This window comes from Mesorhizobium sp. ISC15 (assembly GCF_037162615.1).
Classification (GTDB): Bacteria; Pseudomonadota; Alphaproteobacteria; order Rhizobiales; family Rhizobiaceae; genus Mesorhizobium; species Mesorhizobium mediterraneum.
This window is the reverse complement of sequence record NZ_JAVSPX010000001.1, coordinates 4,064,237-4,082,235: the sequence shown is the minus strand read 5'-3', so window position 1 is coordinate 4,082,235 and position 17,999 is coordinate 4,064,237. Positions and strand designations below refer to the sequence as shown.

Genomic DNA, 17,999 nt, shown 5'->3' with positions numbered 1-17,999 from the left:
AATTAAGTTAGCGCTGCAACCCGCCCGGGTTACGCGTATTTCTTCTGGACTTCCTGAGCGACCGCGGTCGGCACCGGCTCGTAGTGATCGAACTGCATCGTGTAGGCCGCGCGGCCCTGGCTCATCGAGCGCAAATTGTCGACGTATTTGAACATGTTGGCGAGCGGCACCATCGCGTTGATAACCACCGCCACACCACGGGCTTCCTGGCCCTGGATCTGGCCGCGACGGCCGTTCAAATCGCCGATGACGCTGCCGACATAATCTTCCGGCGTCACCACTTCGACCTTCATGATCGGCTCGAGCAACTGCACGCCAAGCCTGGGCGCCGCTTCACGGAAGCAGGCACGGCCAGCGATTTCGAAGGCCAGAACGCTGGAGTCGACGTCGTGGTAAGCACCGTCGATCAGCGTCGCCTTGACGCCGATCATCGGGAAGCCCGCGAACGGACCCGAGGTCATGACGCTGTTGATGCCCTTTTCGACGCCGGGGATGTATTCCTTCGGCACAGCGCCGCCGACGATCTTGGTTTCGAACTGGAATTCGCTGCTTTCCGGATTCGGCTCGAAGAGGATCTTGACGCGGGCGAACTGACCGGTACCGCCGGTCTGCTTCTTGTGCGTGTAGTCCTGTTCTTGGCTGCGGGTAATCGTCTCGCGATAGGCCACCTGCGGCGCGCCGACATTGGCCTCGACCTTGAACTCGCGACGCATGCGGTCGACGATGATGTCGAGGTGAAGTTCGCCCATGCCGGAAATGATCGTCTGGCCGCTTTCCTCGTCGGTCTTGACGCGGAAGGACGGATCCTCGGCGGCCAGGCGGTGAAGGGCGAGGCCCATCTTTTCCTGGTCGTTCTTGGTCTTCGGCTCAATAGCGATCTGGATGACCGGATCGGGGAATTCCATGCGCTCGAGGATGACCGGATGCAGCGGATCACTGAGCGTGTCGCCCGTGGTCGTGTCCTTGAGACCAGCCAGTGCGACGATATCACCAGCAAAAGCCTCTTCGACGTCGGCGCGCGAGTTCGCATGCATCTGCAGCATGCGGCCGATGCGCTCTTTCTTGCCCTTGACCGTGTTGTCGACCGAGATGCCCTTGGTGAGCTTGCCCGAATAGATGCGGGCAAAGGTGAGCGAACCGACGAACGGGTCGTTCATGATCTTGAAGGCGAGCATCGACAACGGCTCGTTGTCGTCGGCATGACGCTCGATCTCGGCATCGGTCTTGGCGTCGACGCCCTTGATGGCCGGAACATCGGCCGGCGACGGCAGATATTCGACGACGGCATCGAGCAGCGGCTGCACGCCTTTGTTCTTGAAGGCCGAGCCACAGAACATCGGATAGAACTTCACCGCGATGGTGCCCTTGCGGATCAGCGCGCGGATCTCGTCATTGCTCGGCATCTTGCCTTCGAGGTAATTCTCAAGCGCCGTCTCGTCCATTTCGACGGCAGCCTCGATCATCTTCTCGCGGTATTCTTCCGCACGAGCCTTGAGGTCATCCGGGATCTCGACGACGTCCCAGGCAGCGCCCAGCGTTTCGTCACGCCAGACCAGCGCGTTCATCTCGACGAGGTCGACGACACCCTTGAACTCGGTCTCGGCACCGATCGGCAGCTGCATGACGACGGCATGCGCGCCGAGGCGCGAGCCGATCATCTCGACCGAACGGTAAAAATCGGCGCCGATCTTGTCCATCTTGTTGCAGAAGATCATGCGCGGCACGCGGTACTTGTCGGCCTGGCGCCAGACGGTCTCCGTCTGCGGCTCGACACCGGCATTGGCGTCGAGCAGCGCGATTGCGCCGTCGAGCACGCGCAGCGAACGCTCGACCTCGATGGTGAAGTCGACGTGGCCGGGGGTGTCGATGATATTGAAGCGATGCATCTTGCCGTCACGAGCCTTCCAGAAGGTCGTGGTCGCGGCAGACGTGATGGTGATGCCGCGCTCCTGCTCCTGCTCCATCCAATCCATGGTGGCAGCGCCGTCATGGACTTCGCCGATCTTGTGCGACTTGCCCGTGTAATAGAGGACGCGCTCGGTGGTCGTCGTCTTGCCGGCGTCGATATGCGCCATGATACCGAAATTGCGGTAGTCTTCGATTTTATATTCGCGGGCCATGGGAGGTGCCTCTTCAGTCTCGTTCGCGCTTTACCAGCGGTAGTGCGCGAAGGCGCGGTTGGCTTCTGCCATTTTGTGGGTGTCTTCACGCTTCTTGACGGCGGTGCCGCGGTTGTTGGCCGCGTCCATCAGCTCGCCGGAGAGGCGGTCGACCATAGTGGTCTCGTTGCGGTTGCGGGCCGCAGCGATCAGCCAGCGGATGGCCAGCGCCTGACGGCGCTCGGGGCGCACGTCGACCGGAACCTGGTAGGTGGCACCACCGACGCGGCGCGAACGCACTTCCACATGCGGCGCGACATTGTCGAGCGCCTGATGGAAGACGGTGACCGGCTCCTGCTTGGTCTTGGACTGGACCTGGTCGAGCGCACCGTAGACGATGGTCTCGGCAACCGACTTCTTGCCGTCATACATGACGGCATTCATGAACTTGGTGACGATCAGATCACCGAACTTCGGGTCCGGGTTGATCTCACGCTTTTCTGCACTGTGACGACGGGACATTTTTTCTCTGCCTCAATTCTGCGTGGTGGCCTGGATCCCGGATCGCCGCCTGGCGCCGTCCGGAATGACCTTGGCTACGCTTCGGTCACTTCGGACGCTTGGCGCCGTACTTCGAACGGCGCTGCTTGCGGTTCTTCACACCCTGCGTGTCGAGCACGCCGCGGATGATATGGTAGCGGACGCCCGGAAGATCCTTGACGCGGCCGCCGCGGATCATCACCACCGAGTGTTCCTGAAGGTTGTGGCCTTCGCCGGGGATGTAGCCGATCACTTCAAAACCATTGGTCAGGCGGATCTTGGCGACCTTGCGCAGCGCCGAGTTCGGCTTCTTCGGCGTCGTTGTGTAGACGCGCGTGCAGACGCCCCGCTTCTGCGGGTTCTGCTGCATGGCCGGGACCTTGTTGCGCTTCACCGGCGCAATGCGCGGCTTGCGGATCAGCTGGTTGACGGTAGGCATTAAACCCTCTTGTCTCTCAATTCCGTGTCTCGCCCGGTCAGGGCCGCTCAAAGCGTCATTTCCATACGCAAATTCGGGCCACAAACCGCGCCTCGCGGTCTTGCCCGAACAAATGGCAGAGGAAGCGGAAGCCGCTTCATGCACGCCGGAAATGTCTTTTCGCTCGTAAAACGAACCCTGTTTGAGGCAAACTCCAAAGCGTGTCGCTTCGGAAGGGAGAGCCTCACATCGGTTCTGACTGGCCGGCTTCTACTCGCAAGCCTGTTGCCCGTCAACCCCGGAGCGCCAAATATTACACTGAAACCAAGGCTTGGCAGCCATGCGAAAGGCGCATGTAATTTTCTTTCGTCATTTTGCAAGAGGAAGGAAGAAAGTGACCGGCTTTCGGCTGTTGCGCGGCCATGCTTCATGCGAAAAAGGCGGCATGAACAGCGCAAATCCCCTCGCCCGGAGGAATCAGCCCGTGAACGACAATGATGAGCGCCCGGTCACCATCATCACCGGCCGGGCATGGAAAAGGAAGGGCGGCAAGCCGGAAGGCGTCCACCTCATGCTGGTCGCGCCCGACGACGATTCGGCGGTGCGCCGGGCGCTCGAATCGCTCTCGGCCGAAGGTTACGCCGAGGCGGAGCTCGACCAGATCGGCGACCTGGACGGCGTGCCCGACGAAGAGCCGCACCTGTCGGCCTATCAGGGCGCGCTCGAAGGCGAAGTGTCGATCGTCACCTTCGACGTTCCGGCCTGAAGCAGGGCCAGTCTGAAGCAGGGCCAGTCTGAACGAGAGGCAATGGCGCTGTACCTGCCCTCGCCTGGGACCGTCATGTCCGACTCTGCCGAGACTTGCCCGGCATCGGTTCTCTGCTAAGAACCATTCGCTGCTGACAGCCAAGCGCATCCAATCCGCGGAGTCTCCCATGTCCTCGAACAGCAACCCCATCAAGCTCGGCATCGTCGGGGTGGGAAAGATCGTCCGCGACCAGCACCTGCCGGCCTTGGCAAAGGACCAGGCCTATCGCCTTGCCGCCGCCGCCAGCCGGCACGGCAAGGTGGAAGACATCCCGAATTTTCCAACCATCGAGGCGATGCTCGACGCGGTGCCGGAGCTCGATGCCGTATCGCTCTGCATGCCGCCGCAGTTCCGCTATGATGCCGCACGGACGGCACTCGAAGCGAAAAAACATGTCTTCCTGGAAAAGCCGCCTGGCGCCACGGTCAGCGAGGTCGAGGATCTGAAGGCGCTAGCGGTCGCGAACGGCGTCTCGCTGTTCGCCAGCTGGCATTCGCGCTATGCGCCGGCGGTGGAAGCCGCGCGCGATTTCCTCGGCTCGACCCAGATCAGATCGGCTGCCATCAACTGGAAGGAAGACGTGCGCCGCTGGCACCCGAACCAGGACTGGATCTGGGCCCCAGGCGGCTTCGGTGTGTTCGATCCCGGCATCAACGCGCTGTCGATCGCGACCCACATATTGCCGGCAATGTTCATCACCTCGGCAATTCTCGATTTTCCTGAAAACCGCGCAGCCCCGATCGCCGCGCATATCGCCTTCCGCACCTCTGATGGATTGCCGGTGACGATGGAGCTCGACTGGCGCCAGACCGGTCCGCAAAGCTGGGACATCCTGGCCGAGACGGACAAGGGCGCGATGGTGCTTTCGGGCGGCGGGTCAAAACTCGCGGTCGACGGCCGCATCGTTCACGACGAGCCGGAAGCGGAATATCCGATGCTCTACAGGCGCTTCGCCGAGATCGTGCGCGCCGGCCTCTCCGATGTCGATCTCGCCCCGCTGCAGCATGTCGCCGACGCCTTCATGCTCGGCAAGCGCAATGTGGTCGAGGCGTTCTTCGACTGAAGCTGTAAGGAGCGACGATCGCTCCAGTCCTGACCATCTCGCAAACGTCGCGCTGCCCCTCATCTGGCTGCCGCCATCTTCTCCCCGTGAACGGGGAGAAGGACGCCGTCATCAAAGATTTCGCCAATCTCCGGCGTTGCAGAACGAGCTCGAAGGCTGCAGCCAGCTTCTTCTCCCCGTTTTACGGGGAGAAATGCCCGGCAGGGCAATGAGGGGCGGCGCCGGATGATCGAAATAAGTTGCACATTCGACGACGCTTACTGCCATTCCGTCACCACCGAGGTAAGTTTCCAACTTCAACGCATCAAACAAAAAAGCCGCCGGGTTGTCCCGACGGCTTTGTTGCCTGAGATCTGTGCCGCCGCGCTTACTGCGCGGCGTTGACCATGTCGGTCAACATCGGTTCGGCGACCTCGGCGCCTGACGCCTTGCGGCGCTCGTCGATGATCAACTCGTCGCGCGAGGTGGCGATGCGCCGGATCTGGCTCATCGTGCCGCCGGTGCCGGCCGGGATCAGCCGGCCGACGATGACGTTTTCCTTCAGCCCCTGCAGCATGTCGGTCTTGCCGGCAACCGCCGCTTCGGTCAGCACCCTGGTCGTCTCCTGGAAGGAGGCGGCCGAGATGAAGGACGGCGTCTGCAGCGAGGCCTTGGTGATGCCCAAGAGCACCGGCTGGCCTTCGGCCGGCTTCTTGCCGTCCTCGACCAGGCGCTCGTTGACCTCTTCCAGCTCGATCACGTCGACGTGGTCGCCCGGAATGTAGGTCGAGTCGCCCTGGACGGTGATCTCGACCTTCTGCAGCATCTGGCGAACGATCACCTCGATGTGCTTGTCGTTGATCGACACGCCCTGCAGGCGGTAGACCTCCTGGATCTCGTTGACGAGGTAGGACGCAAGCGCCTCCACGCCCTTGATCGCCAGGATGTCGTGCGGCGCCGGATTGCCGTCGAGGATGTAGTCGCCCTTCTCGATGACGTCGCCGTCCTGGAGATGGAACGGCTTGCCCTTCGGGATCAGGTATTCGACCGGCTCAAGCGTCGAGTCATGTGGCTCGATGATGATGCGGCGCTTGTTCTTGTAGTCGCGGCCGAAGCGGATCGTGCCGTCGATCTCGGCGATGATGGCGTGATCCTTCGGACGGCGTGCCTCGAACAGTTCGGCAACACGCGGCAGACCGCCGGTGATGTCCTTGGTCTTGGCGCTTTCCATCGGGATACGCGCCAGCACGTCGCCGGGGCGAACCTGCGCACCCGGCTCGACCGAAAGAATGGCCTCGACCGAGAGCAGGAAGCGGGCGTCGCCGCCCTTCGACAGTTTGCCGACCTTGCCCTTGGCATCCTGGACGACGATCGCCGGCTTGAGGTCGTTGCCGCGTGGCGTCGAACGCCAGTCGATGACCTCGCGCTTGGTGATGCCGGTCGATTCGTCGGCCGTCTCCTGAACGGAAATGCCGTCGACCAGATCCTCGAACGCCACCTTGCCCTCGATCTCGGTGAGGATCGGGCGGGTATAGGGATCCCACTCGGCAACGCGCTGGCCGCGCTTCACCTTGTCGCCATCGTCCACGAAGATGCGCGAACCATAGGTGAGGCGGTGCGTGGCACGCTCCTTGCCGGCTTCGTCGAGGATCAGCACCGCCATGTTGCGGCCCATGACCATCTGCTGGCCGTCGGAGTTGCGCACCACGTTGCGGTTGCGGATCTCGACCTTGCCCTCATAGGAGGCTTCAAGGAACGAGCTATCCACCACCTGCGCGGTACCGCCCATGTGGAAGGTACGCATGGTGAGCTGGGTGCCCGGCTCGCCGATCGACTGCGCGGCGATGACGCCGACAGCCTCGCCCTGGTTGACCGGGGTACCGCGGGCCAGATCGCGTCCGTAGCAGACCGCGCAGACACCGACCCTGACGTCGCAGGTCAGCGCCGAGCGGATGCGGACCGACTGGACGCCGGCCTTTTCGATCTCTTCGACGTCGCGTTCGTCCATCAGCGTTCCGGCCTTGACCAGAACCTCACCCGTGACCGGATGAGTGATGTCGTCGAGCGACGTGCGGCCGAGAACGCGCTGGCCGACGGAGGCGACGACCTGGCCGGCATCGACGATCGGCTGCATGGTGAGGCCCTTGTCGGTGCCGCAGTCGACGGAGTTGACGATGCAGTCCTGCGCCACGTCGACCAGACGACGGGTGAGGTAACCCGAGTTCGCCGTCTTCAAGGCTGTGTCGGCCAGACCCTTGCGGGCGCCGTGGGTCGAGTTGAAGTACTCGAGCACGGTCAGGCCTTCCTTGAAGTTCGAGATGATCGGCGTCTCGATGATTTCACCGCTAGGCTTTGCCATCAGGCCGCGCATACCGGCAAGCTGGCGCATCTGGGTGGGCGAGCCGCGCGCACCGGAGTGCGACATCATGTAGATCGAGTTCATCGGCTTTTGACGGCCATTGTCCTCGAACTCGACCGCCTTGATGCGGGCCATCATCTCGTCGGCAACCTTTTCCGAGCACTTGGCCCAGGCGTCGACGACCTTGTTGTACTTCTCGCCCTGCGTGATCAGACCGTCATTGTACTGCTGCTCGTATTCCTTGGCCAAAGCCTCGGTGTCGGAAACCAGCTTGATCTTGGCATCCGGGATCAGCATGTCGTCCTTGCCGAACGAAATGCCGGCGCGGCAGGCGTGGCTGAAGCCGAGGGCCATGATGCGGTCGCAGAAAATGACCGTCTCCTTCTGACCGCAATGGCGGTAGACGGTGTCGATCATCTTGGAGATGTTCTTCTTGGTCATCTCCTGGTTGGCGGTCTCGTAAGGCACGTTGACATTCTTCGGCAGCAGCTCGCCGATGATCATGCGGCCAGGCGTGGTGTCATGGATCTTCGACACGACTTTGCCTTCGGCATCGACCGTGCGGAAGCGGCCCTTGATCTTGGAATGCAACGTCACCGCCTTGGTCTCGAGCGCATGCTGGAGTTCGCCCATGTCGGCAAACACCATGCCCTCGCCCGGCTCGTTCTGATTGACGATCGAGAGATAGTAGAGACCTAGAACCATGTCCTGCGACGGCACGATGATCGGCGCGCCGGAAGCCGGGTGCAGGATGTTGTTGGTCGACATCATCAGCACGCGGGCTTCAAGCTGTGCTTCCAGCGACAGCGGCACGTGAACCGCCATCTGGTCGCCGTCGAAGTCGGCGTTGAAGGCCGTGCAGACCAGCGGGTGAAGCTGGATCGCCTTGCCTTCGATCAGGATCGGCTCGAATGCCTGGATGCCGAGGCGGTGCAGCGTCGGCGCGCGGTTCAACAGCACCGGATGCTCGCGGATGACCTCGTCGAGGATATCCCAGACCTCCGGGCGCTCCTTCTCGACCAGCTTCTTCGCCTGCTTGACGGTCGAGGAATAACCCTTGGCGTCGAGACGGGCGTAGATGAAGGGCTTGAACAGTTCGAGCGCCATCTTCTTCGGCAGGCCGCACTGGTGCAGCTTGAGCTCCGGGCCGGTCACGATGACCGAGCGGCCGGAATAGTCGACGCGCTTGCCGAGCAGGTTCTGGCGGAACCGGCCCTGCTTGCCCTTGAGCATGTCGGACAGCGACTTCAGCGGGCGCTTGTTGGCGCCGGTGATGACGCGGCCGCGACGGCCGTTGTCGAACAGCGCGTCGACGGCTTCCTGCAGCATGCGCTTTTCATTGCGCACGATGATGCCGGGGGCGCGCAGCTCGATCAGCCGCTTCAGGCGGTTGTTGCGGTTGATGACGCGGCGATAGAGATCGTTGAGATCGGACGTGGCGAAACGGCCGCCGTCCAGCGGGACCAGCGGGCGCAGGTCCGGCGGGATCACCGGAACCACCTTCATGATCATCCATTCCGGACGGTTGCCGGACTCCATGAAGTTCTCGACGACCTTGAGCCGCTTCAGATACTTCTTCTGCTTCAGCTCGGACGTGGTCGAAGCCAGCTCCGAACGCAGGTCGCCGGCGATCTTCTCCAGGTCCATGCCGGCCAGAAGGTCGTGGATGGCCTCGGCGCCGATCATGGCGGTGAAGCTATCCTCGCCATATTCGTCGACGGCCATCATGTACTCTTCCTCGCTGAGGAGCTGGTGCTCCTTCAGCGCGGTGAGGCCAGGCTCGGTGACGATATAGTTCTCGAAGTAGAGAACGCGCTCAATATCCTTCAGCGTCATGTCGAGCAGCGTGCCGATACGCGACGGCAGCGACTTCAGGAACCAGATATGGGCGACGGGCGCGGCCAGCTCGATATGGCCCATGCGCTCGCGACGGACGCGCGACAGCGTGACTTCGACGCCGCACTTCTCGCAGATAACGCCCTTGTACTTCATGCGCTTGTACTTGCCGCACAGGCATTCGTAGTCCTTGATCGGACCAAAAATGCGCGCGCAGAACAGGCCGTCGCGCTCCGGCTTGAAGGTGCGGTAGTTGATGGTCTCCGGCTTCTTGATCTCGCCGAACGACCAGGACAGAATCTTCTCAGGGCTGGCGAGCGAGATCCGGATGGAATCGAACACCTGCGCAGGCGCCTGGGGATTGAAGAGATTCATGACCTCTTGGTTCATGCCGTTCTCCTTTTCGGGGTCCTCGAAAACCCCTTGCATCTAGCGCGGGCCAAACGCCCGCCGACTTGTCGGCCATCAGCCGAGAATTTGGTGCGTCCGGTCGCGGGAGCCTCTCCCGCGACCGGACGTCTTGCTCACTCGGCCGCGTCGGGCAGCCGGACCGGGTTGTCGTCCAGCTTGGTGTTCTCCAGCTCGACATTGAGGCCCAGAGACCGCATTTCCTTGACGAGAACGTTGAAGCTCTCGGGAATGCCGGCCTCGAACGTGTCGTCGCCTCTGACGATCGCCTCGTAGACCTTGGTGCGGCCGGCGACGTCATCCGACTTCACCGTCAGCATCTCCTGCAGCGTGTAGGCGGCGCCGTACGCTTCGAGCGCCCAGACCTCCATCTCGCCGAAGCGCTGGCCACCGAACTGCGCCTTGCCGCCCAGCGGCTGCTGGGTAACGAGCGAGTACGGCCCGATCGAACGCGCGTGGATCTTGTCGTCCACAAGATGGTGAAGCTTGAGCATATATATGTAGCCCATCGTCACTTTGCGATCGAACGGCTCGCCGGTGCGTCCGTCATAGAGCTGCGACTGACCGCTGGTGTGCAGGCCCGCCTGTTCCAGCATGATGTTGATGTCGGCCTCGTGCGCACCGTCGAACACCGGTGTCGCGATGGAGACGCCGCGACGCATCTGCTCGCTGAGGCGAACGATGCTCTCGTCGTCGTATTCGCGGATCGGCTCGTTGCGGTCGTTGGCCGGCATGAAGCTCTCGAGCGTCTTGCGCAGCGGCTTGATGTCGCCGGCCGTCTTATAGGCGTCGATCAGATCGCCGATCTTCCTGCCCATTCCGGCGCAAGCCCAGCCCAGATGCGTCTCCAGGATCTGGCCGACATTCATGCGGCTCGGCACACCCAGCGGGTTGAGCACGATATCGGCATGCGTGCCGTCCTCGAGGAACGGCATGTCCTCGACCGGAACGATCCGCGACACGACACCCTTGTTGCCGTGCCGGCCGGCCATCTTGTCGCCGGGTTGCATCTTGCGCTTCACGGCCACGAAGACCTTGACCATCTTCATGACGCCGGGAGGCATCTCGTCGCCGCGCTGTACCTTCTCGACCTTGTCCATGAAGCGCTGTTCGAGCGCCTTCTTGGAATCGTCGTACTGGCCACGCAGGGCTTCCAGTTCGCTCTGGAGCTTTTCGTTCTCCACCGCAAACTGCCACCACTGCGAACGCGGATACTCGTCGAGCGAGTCCTTCGACAGTTTCGAGCCCTTCTTGAAGCCCTTCGGCCCGGCAATCGCTTCCTTGCCGACAAGAACGTCGGAAAGGCGCGAATAGACGTTGCGGTCGAGGATCGCCTGCTCGTCGTCGCGATCCTTGGCGAGGCGTTCGATCTCCTCGCGTTCGATCGCCATGGCGCGCTCGTCCTTCTCCACACCGTGGCGGTTGAAGACGCGCACTTCGACGACGGTGCCGAAGGTTCCAGGCGGCATGCGCATGGAAGTGTCACGCACGTCCGATGCCTTTTCACCGAAGATGGCGCGCAGAAGCTTTTCTTCCGGCGTCATCGGGCTTTCGCCCTTCGGCGTGATCTTGCCGACCAGGATGTCGCCCGGCTGCACTTCCGCACCGATATAGACGATGCCGGCCTCATCGAGGTTCTTCAGCGCTTCTTCCGAGACGTTGGGAATGTCGCGCGTGATTTCCTCCGGCCCGAGCTTGGTGTCGCGCGCCATGACCTCGAACTCCTCGATGTGGATCGAGGTGAAGACGTCGTCGGCGACGATGCGCTCGGACAAGAGGATCGAGTCCTCATAGTTGTAGCCATTCCACGGCATGAACGCGACCAGCACGTTGCGGCCGAGCGCCAGATCGCCGAGCTCGGTCGACGGACCGTCGGCGATGATGTCGCCCTTGTTGACCCGGTCACCCATACGCACCAGCGGGCGCTGGTTGATGCAGGTGTTCTGGTTCGAACGCTGGAACTTCATCAGCCGGTAGATGTCGACGCCCGACTTGCCGGGATCGAGATCTTCCGTAGCGCGGATGACGATACGCGTCGCGTCCACCTGGTCGACGATGCCGCCGCGGCGGGCGCCGATGGCGGCGCCCGAGTCACGGGCGACGATCGGCTCCATGCCGGTGCCGACAAACGGCGCTTCGGCGCGCACCAGCGGCACGGCCTGACGCTGCATGTTCGAGCCCATCAGAGCGCGGTTGGCGTCGTCGTTCTCGAGGAACGGGATCAGGGCCGCGGCCACCGACACCATCTGCTTCGGCGACACGTCCATCAGATCGACGTTTTCGCGCGGCGCCATCATCACTTCGCCGGCGTTGCGGCAAATGACGAATTCGTCGACGAAACCACCATTCTTGTCGAGCTCGGCATTGGCCTGCGCAACGTGATGCTTGGCCTCTTCCATCGCCGACAGGTAGACGACCTCATTGGTCAGCTTGCCGTTGACGATCTTGCGGTACGGGCTCTCGATGAAGCCGTACTTGTTGACGCGCGCAAAGGTGGCCAGCGAGTTGATCAGACCGATGTTCGGGCCTTCCGGCGTCTCGATCGGGCAGATGCGGCCGTAATGCGTCGGGTGCACGTCGCGCACCTCGAAGCCGGCGCGCTCGCGGGTCAGACCACCGGGTCCAAGCGCCGAGAGACGGCGCTTGTGGGTGATCTCCGACAGCGGGTTGGTCTGGTCCATGAACTGCGACAGCTGCGAGGAACCGAAGAACTCGCGCACGGCGGCAGCCGCCGGCTTGGCGTTGATCAGATCCTGCGGCATCACCGTGTCGATCTCGATCGAGGACATACGTTCCTTGATCGCGCGCTCCATGCGCAGCAGGCCGACACGGTACTGGTTCTCCATCAGCTCGCCGACCGAGCGCACGCGGCGATTGCCGAGATTGTCGATGTCGTCGATCTCGCCCTTACCGTCGCGCAGTTCGACCAGCGTCCTGACCACGGCCAGGATATCGTCCTTGCGCAGCACGCGCACGGTATCCTCGGCCTTGAGCTCGAGGCGCATGTTCATCTTGACGCGGCCGACGGCCGACAGGTCATAGCGCTCGCTGTCGAAGAACAGCGAGTTGAACATGGCTTCGGCGGTTTCGAGCGTCGGCGGCTCGCCGGGGCGCATGACACGGTAGATGTCGAACAGCGCGTCCTGGCGGCTCTCGTTCTTGTCGACGTTGAGCGTGTTGCGGATATAGGCGCCGACATTGACGTGGTCGATGTCGAGAACCTTGATCTCGTCATCGCCGGCGCTGAGAAGCACCTTCAGCGTCTTTTCGTCGATCTCGTCGCCGGCTTCGAGGAAAATCTCGCCGGTCGCATAGTTGACGATGTCCTCGGCAAGGTAGTTGCCGAGCAGATCCTCGTCGGTTGCCTTGATCGCCTTGAGACCCTTTTCGCCGAGCGCCCTGGCCTGGCGGGCAGTGATCTTCTTGCCTGCCTCGACGACGACCTCGTTGGTGTCTGCATCGACCAGGTCGCCAACGGCCTTGAGGCCGCGGAAACGCTCGACGTTGAACGGGATGCGCCAGTGGTCGCCGGCGCGCTTGTAGGTGATCTTGTTGTAGAAGGTCGACAGGATCTCCTCGCCGTCCATGCCGAGCGCCATCAACAGCGACGACACCGGAATCTTGCGGCGGCGATCGATGCGGGCGTGCACGACGTCCTTCGAGTCGAACTCGATGTCGAGCCACGAGCCGCGATAGGGGATGACGCGCGCGGCAAACAGCAGCTTGCCGGACGAATGCGACTTGCCCTTGTCATGGTCGAAGAAGACGCCCGGCGAACGGTGCATCTGCGAGACGATGACACGCTCGGTGCCGTTGACGATGAAGGTGCCGTTCAAGGTCATGAGCGGCATGTCGCCCATGTAGACGTCCTGCTCCTTGATGTCCTTGATCGACTTGGCGCCGGTATCCTCATCGATATCGAACACGATGAGGCGCAGCGTCACCTTGAGTGGCGCGGCATAGGTCAGGTCGCGCTGACGGCATTCGTCAACGTCGAATTTCGGTCCTTCGAACTCGTACTTCACGAATTCCAGCATCGAGGAGCCGGAAAAGTCGGAGATCGGGAAGACCGACCTGAAAACCGCCTGCAGTCCCTCGTCAGGACGCCCGCCCTTGGGCTCCTCTACCATCAGGAACTGGTCATAGGATGCCTTCTGAACCTCGATCAGGTTCGGCATCTCCGCAACTTCCGGTATCTTTCCGAAGAATTTGCGTACGCGTCTGCGGCCATTGAAAGTTTGTGTCTGGGCCATCGTCGCTCCTTAGCTCGATTCTCGGGGCGAGCCTCGCCGCGGCTCGCCTTGCATTCTCGGCCACCTCGGCGGCGGCCTTCAATTTGTTCACCCGCCACCTGTCGGTGGCCGGCCAAAACGGGAGAAAACCCGTTTCCTGAAGGCCGGTTTACGGCCCTCAGGAAAGAGGTTTTCGTACTCTTCGCGTTACGCAGCCTCCCTTCGCGCCAAGGGAGTGGCGGACGGCGCGAAGCCGCCCGCCGATATCAAACGCTTACTTCAGTTCGACCTTGGCGCCGGCTGCTTCCAGCTGGGCCTTGAACTTGTCCGCGTCGGCCTTGGAAACAGCTTCCTTGACCGGCTTCGGAGCCGCCTCGACCAGGTCCTTGGCTTCCTTGAGGCCAAGACCGGTGATGGCGCGAACTTCCTTGATGACGTTGATCTTCTGAGCGCCCGCCTCGGTGAGGACGACGTCGAATTCCGTCTTTTCCTCGACCGGAGCAGCTGCGGCCGCAGCACCGCCAGCGGCGGCAACCGCCACCGGAGCAGCTGCGGAAACGCCCCACTTTTCTTCCAGAAGCTTCGACAGCTCGGCCGCCTCAAGGACGGTCAGCTTCGAAAGGTCGTCTACGATCTTTGCCAGATCAGCCATTGCAATATTCCTTCATAAGGTTCGAACGTGTGTTTGTGATAGCGAGGAACGGCCTCATGCCGCCTCGTCCTTCCGGGCGTAAGCGCCGATGACACGCGCGACCGAAGCCGCAGGCGCATTGACGATCTGGGCGATCCGGGTTGCCGGCGTGGCGATCATGCCAACCAGCCTGCCGCGCAGCTCATCGAGCGACGGAAGTGTGGCGAGTGCCTTCACACCGTCGGCGTTGAGCGAGGTGGTGCCCATTGCGCCACCGAGAATGACGAGCTTGTCATTTCCCTTGGCGAAATCGGACGCGACCTTCGGCGCCGCAATCGGATCCTCCGAATAGGCGATCAGCGTCTGTCCCTTGAACAGGTCGATGATCGATGCGGAGTCCGTGCCCTGAAGAGCGATTTTGGCGAGACGGTTCTTCGCGACTTTGACGGTGCCACCGGCGACACGCATTTTCGACCGAAGGTCGTTCATTTGCGCGACGGTAATACCGGCGTAGTGGGCCACGACGACTGAACCAGCGCCCGAAAACGCTTCATTCAGGCCCGTGACGAGTTCGCGTTTTTCCGCTCTGTCCACTGCCTATCTCCAGTTGACCCCTGCCCTTTTCACGAGGACAGGCGTCGGGTTGCCTTTTGCCGGCCGGGCCATCCAGTAACGGATCTCCCGAACGACGCTCGAGGATCCTGCCCCCTTTCGCCACACCAGCCGGCAAGCCGAATGGTGCGCAGACAAAAGGCAAACACGGTTCGAACCTTTCATTGGAGCAGTCGCTCCGTTGTCCGGTCTTCACCCGTCTCATGCAGGCCCACATGAATTAAGGCCCCCCTTGAACTAAGGCTTGGGGCCGCCCGCAATCTCGGACAGGATGTCCGGAAGCCTTCCGACTTCCGGTACCGGGCCGCCAAGATAAATCGGAGGCCCGGAATTCTGCTTGCGGATCGGCCCTTTAGCGACCGATCCAAATAGGTCGTATCAGGACGCTGCCAGCGTCGAGACGTCGAGCTTGAGGCCCGGGCCCATCGTCGAGGTGACCGACACCTTCTTGACGTAGTTGCCCTTGGCGCCAGCCGGCTTCGCCTTGTTCACTGCGTCGGCGAACGCGCGGACGTTCTCTTCCAGCGCCTTGATGTCGAACGAGATCTTGCCGACGCCGCCATGCACGATGCCGGCCTTCTCGACGCGGAACTCGACGGCGCCGCCCTTCGACGCCTTGACGGCGGCGGTGACGTCAGTGGTGACGGTGCCGACCTTCGGGTTCGGCATCATGCCGCGCGGGCCGAGCACCTTGCCCAGGCGGCCGACCAGCGGCATCATGTCCGGCGTGGCGATGCAGCGATCGAAGTCGATCGTGCCCTTCTGGACGATGTCGACCAGATCCTCGGCGCCAACGATATCGGCGCCGGCCGCCTTGGCTTCCTCGGCCTTGTCACCACGCGCGAAAACGGCGACGCGGACGGTACGGCCGGTGCCGTTCGGCAAATTGACCACGCCACGGACCATCTGGTCGGCATGGCGCGGGTCAACACCCAGGTTCATCGCGACTTCAACGGTCTCGTCGAACTTCACCGAGGACCGGTCCTTGAGCAGCTTCAGCGCATCACCCAAGGCATAGGCCTTGTTGGGATCGATGCCTTCGCGGGTCTTCGATACACGCTTTGCAATCTTTGCCATGATCTCAGCCCACCACTTCCAGACCCATCGAGCGAGCGGAGCCCTCGACCATGCGCATGGCCCCCTCGATATCGGTTGCGTTCAGATCCTTCATCTTCTGCTCGGCGATGGCGCGCACCTTGTCGCGGCCGATCGTGCCGGCCTTGACCTTGCCCGGCTCCTTCGAGCCCGACTTCAGGTTTGCGGCCTTCTTCAGGAAGTAGCTCACCGGCGGCGTCTTCATGACGAAGGTGAACGACTTGTCCTGGTAATAGGTGATCACGACCGGAACCGGCGATCCCTTTTCCATTTCCTGGGTCTGCGCGTTGAACGCCTTGCAGAACTCCATGATGTTGATGCCGCGCTGACCAAGCGCCGGTCCGATCGGGGGCGACGGCGTAGCCGAACCCGCGGAAACCTGGAGCTTGAGCTGGCCTGCAATTTTCTTAGCCATCTCTTTCCTGCCTTCATCTCATGCCGGCCCCACTATGTGGGCAACACCGGCGGTTGCAGTCTGGTGGTGCGGTTCCCGTGGCCGGCTAAAGCCGCATTCGCCTCCCACCTGTGTTGGCCGCGATTTCCACGCCGCCTCCCCTCACCGCCGAATGGGCGACAAGGATTTCGGATCAGCCCTTTTCGACCTGTCCGAATTCGAGATCGACCGGCACGGCGCGCCCGAAGATCGAAACTTCCACCTTGAGCCGCGCCCGCTCCTCGTCCACTTCCTGGACGAAACCGTTGAACGATGCGAACGGACCGTCCGAGACGCGGATCGCCTCGCCGATCTCGAAAGTGACCGACGGCTTCGGCCGCTCGACGCCTTCCTGCACCTGGTTCAGGATGCGCTGGGCCTCGGCCTCGGTGATCGGCACCGGCTTCGAGTCACCCAGGAAGCCGGTGACCTTCGGCGTGTTCTTCACGAGCGAGAACACCGCGTCGGTCAGGTTGGCCTTCAAGAGCACATAGCCCGGGAAGAACTTGCGCTCGGCATCGACCTTGCGGCCGCGGCGGATCTCGACGACCTTCTCGGTCGGCACGACGATCTGCTCGATGTCAGCGGACAGGCCTTTCTGCTTGGCCTTGTTCTCGATGTCCTCGGCGACCTTTTTTTCAAAGTTCGAATAGGCGTGGACGATGTACCACCGCGCAGTCATCTTAAGACTTCTCCGTAATCGCCGGACTTAGCGTCCAATGCCCAGAATCTGCTCGACCGCGAGGCCCATGAGCTGATCGGCGGTAAAGAAAAAGATCATCGCGATCACAGCGAACGCCAGGACCATCACCGTCGAAATCATCGTTTCGCGCCGCGACGGCCAAGTCACCTTGGCGGTCTCCGAGCGAACCTGCTGGAGAAAGACGAAAGGATTTGTGGTTTTCGAAGCCATGTGCCGCCTGTCTTCGAGACCCGTTGACCGGATCTCCTGGATGATCCCGCTGGCCGGGATGTGCCGCCTGAGCCTGTGTTCACGCCGAATCAGCGCAATCATTTCGCCCATGCAAATCGGACGCGTAAAGCCGGCTTCCCAGCTCCACGCGTCGCGTGTCTGTTTCGTCTACATAAAACCGATTCTTGATCCACGCAAGTGGCAAGTGTCCGCTTTATGACCAAACGCCGCCTCGGAACCATCCAGTCGTCCCGTCCCGGCTATGGCCTCTTATGCCCCAAGAGAGGCTATATGGCAAGTCACCGCGCGATTTTCAAAGGGCCGATGCGTGAAGACCAGACAATTTTCATGAAATGGCCATTTCGAAAAATGGCACGGGCAGCAGGGCTCGAACCTACGACCTGCGGTTTTGGAGACCGCCGCTCTACCAACTGAGCTATGCCCGTATCGTGCGCATGTCGGCGCAGCAGGCGCTTCCTAAAAGCTTCCGCGCGCGCTGTAAAGAGCGGTCTGATCTGATCGTCCCATTCCTGCCTGCTTTCAGCATCAGGTCGGAAATCTTCGTGCCAAATC

At 62.0% G+C, this 17,999-nt stretch carries 13 protein-coding genes and 1 tRNA gene; 2 read left to right on the top strand and 12 right to left on the bottom strand.

Features of this window, described 5'->3' with window-relative positions:
- Window positions 1–29 precede the first annotated feature (29 nt).
- From fusA to rpsL, 3 genes are all read right to left on the bottom strand, one after another.
- A complete protein-coding gene (gene fusA / locus RPG13_RS19650; protein ID WP_095488822.1) occupies window positions 30–2,120 on the bottom strand; it encodes an elongation factor G in 2,091 nt (696 codons plus the stop codon).
- A 30-nt stretch (window positions 2,121–2,150) separates the two neighbouring features.
- Window positions 2,151–2,621, bottom strand: coding sequence for a 30S ribosomal protein S7 (rpsG, locus tag RPG13_RS19645; RefSeq protein WP_008875664.1), 471 nt, complete (start codon window positions 2,619–2,621; stop codon window positions 2,151–2,153).
- 85 nt (window positions 2,622–2,706) lie between these two features.
- Window positions 2,707–3,078 (bottom strand): 30S ribosomal protein S12, encoded by a 372-nt coding sequence (rpsL, locus tag RPG13_RS19640; RefSeq protein ID WP_006333356.1) that lies wholly within the window; start codon window positions 3,076–3,078, stop codon window positions 2,707–2,709.
- A 463-nt stretch (window positions 3,079–3,541) separates the two neighbouring features.
- Between rpsL and RPG13_RS19635 the strand changes: the two genes are divergently transcribed.
- A complete protein-coding gene (locus RPG13_RS19635; RefSeq protein WP_095488828.1) occupies window positions 3,542–3,823 on the top strand; it encodes a transcriptional regulator in 282 nt (93 codons plus the stop codon).
- 169 nt (window positions 3,824–3,992) lie between these two features.
- Window positions 3,993–4,928, top strand: a complete 936-nt coding sequence (locus RPG13_RS19630) for a Gfo/Idh/MocA family protein (protein ID WP_095488823.1) — start codon at window positions 3,993–3,995, stop codon at window positions 4,926–4,928.
- A 367-nt stretch (window positions 4,929–5,295) separates the two neighbouring features.
- Here the strand turns inward: RPG13_RS19630 and rpoC are convergent, their stop codons facing one another.
- The 9 genes from rpoC to RPG13_RS19585 all read right to left on the bottom strand — a co-directional run bounded on the left by rpoC (window position 5,296) and on the right by RPG13_RS19585 (window position 17,872).
- Entirely contained in the window at window positions 5,296–9,492 is a 4,197-nt protein-coding gene (gene rpoC / locus RPG13_RS19625; RefSeq protein WP_337125769.1) for a DNA-directed RNA polymerase subunit beta', read from the bottom strand.
- A gap of 134 nt (window positions 9,493–9,626) precedes the next feature.
- On the bottom strand, window positions 9,627–13,763 hold the full coding sequence (gene rpoB, locus RPG13_RS19620) for a DNA-directed RNA polymerase subunit beta (RefSeq protein ID WP_127294069.1): 4,137 nt from the start codon (window positions 13,761–13,763) through the stop codon (window positions 9,627–9,629).
- Window positions 13,764–14,016: 253 nt separating this feature from the next.
- On the bottom strand, window positions 14,017–14,394 hold the full coding sequence (rplL, locus tag RPG13_RS19615; protein ID WP_023680442.1) for a 50S ribosomal protein L7/L12: 378 nt from the start codon (window positions 14,392–14,394) through the stop codon (window positions 14,017–14,019).
- Between the two features lie 54 nt (window positions 14,395–14,448).
- Window positions 14,449–14,967 carry a 50S ribosomal protein L10 gene (gene rplJ, locus RPG13_RS19610; protein ID WP_065011395.1) on the bottom strand — a complete coding sequence of 173 codons (519 nt, stop codon included), beginning with the start codon at window positions 14,965–14,967 and terminating at the stop codon, window positions 14,449–14,451.
- A gap of 396 nt (window positions 14,968–15,363) precedes the next feature.
- Entirely contained in the window at window positions 15,364–16,062 is a 699-nt protein-coding gene (rplA, locus tag RPG13_RS19605) for a 50S ribosomal protein L1 (RefSeq protein ID WP_128284348.1), read from the bottom strand.
- Between the two features lie 4 nt (window positions 16,063–16,066).
- Window positions 16,067–16,495 carry a 50S ribosomal protein L11 gene (rplK, locus tag RPG13_RS19600; protein ID WP_023798121.1) on the bottom strand — a complete coding sequence of 143 codons (429 nt, stop codon included), beginning with the start codon at window positions 16,493–16,495 and terminating at the stop codon, window positions 16,067–16,069.
- Between the two features lie 172 nt (window positions 16,496–16,667).
- Complete coding sequence (nusG, locus tag RPG13_RS19595) at window positions 16,668–17,195, bottom strand: transcription termination/antitermination protein NusG (RefSeq protein WP_006333333.1); 528 nt, start codon at window positions 17,193–17,195, stop codon at window positions 16,668–16,670.
- Window positions 17,196–17,222: 27 nt separating this feature from the next.
- Window positions 17,223–17,426, bottom strand: coding sequence for a preprotein translocase subunit SecE (gene secE / locus RPG13_RS19590; protein ID WP_029352158.1), 204 nt, complete (start codon window positions 17,424–17,426; stop codon window positions 17,223–17,225).
- A 370-nt stretch (window positions 17,427–17,796) separates the two neighbouring features.
- Window positions 17,797–17,872 (bottom strand) — tRNA-Trp (locus RPG13_RS19585).
- Window positions 17,873–17,999 lie beyond the last annotated feature (127 nt).

Coding starts and splice junctions, on each gene's coding strand:
- rplL (WP_023680442.1), bottom strand. CDS start 14,394: ATGGCTGATCTGGCAAAGATCGTAGACGACCTTTCGAAGCTGACCGTC.
- rplA (WP_128284348.1), bottom strand. CDS start 16,062: ATGGCAAAGATTGCAAAGCGTGTATCGAAGACCCGCGAAGGCATCGAT.
- rpoC (WP_337125769.1), bottom strand. CDS start 9,492: ATGAACCAAGAGGTCATGAATCTCTTCAATCCCCAGGCGCCTGCGCAG.
- nusG (WP_006333333.1), bottom strand. CDS start 17,195: ATGACTGCGCGGTGGTACATCGTCCACGCCTATTCGAACTTTGAAAAA.
- fusA (WP_095488822.1), bottom strand. CDS start 2,120: ATGGCCCGCGAATATAAAATCGAAGACTACCGCAATTTCGGTATCATG.
- rpsG (WP_008875664.1), bottom strand. CDS start 2,621: ATGTCCCGTCGTCACAGTGCAGAAAAGCGTGAGATCAACCCGGACCCG.
- rplK (WP_023798121.1), bottom strand. CDS start 16,495: ATGGCTAAGAAAATTGCAGGCCAGCTCAAGCTCCAGGTTTCCGCGGGT.
- rpsL (WP_006333356.1), bottom strand. CDS start 3,078: ATGCCTACCGTCAACCAGCTGATCCGCAAGCCGCGCATTGCGCCGGTG.
- rpoB (WP_127294069.1), bottom strand. CDS start 13,763: ATGGCCCAGACACAAACTTTCAATGGCCGCAGACGCGTACGCAAATTC.
- RPG13_RS19630 (WP_095488823.1), top strand. CDS start 3,993: ATGTCCTCGAACAGCAACCCCATCAAGCTCGGCATCGTCGGGGTGGGA.
- secE (WP_029352158.1), bottom strand. CDS start 17,426: ATGGCTTCGAAAACCACAAATCCTTTCGTCTTTCTCCAGCAGGTTCGC.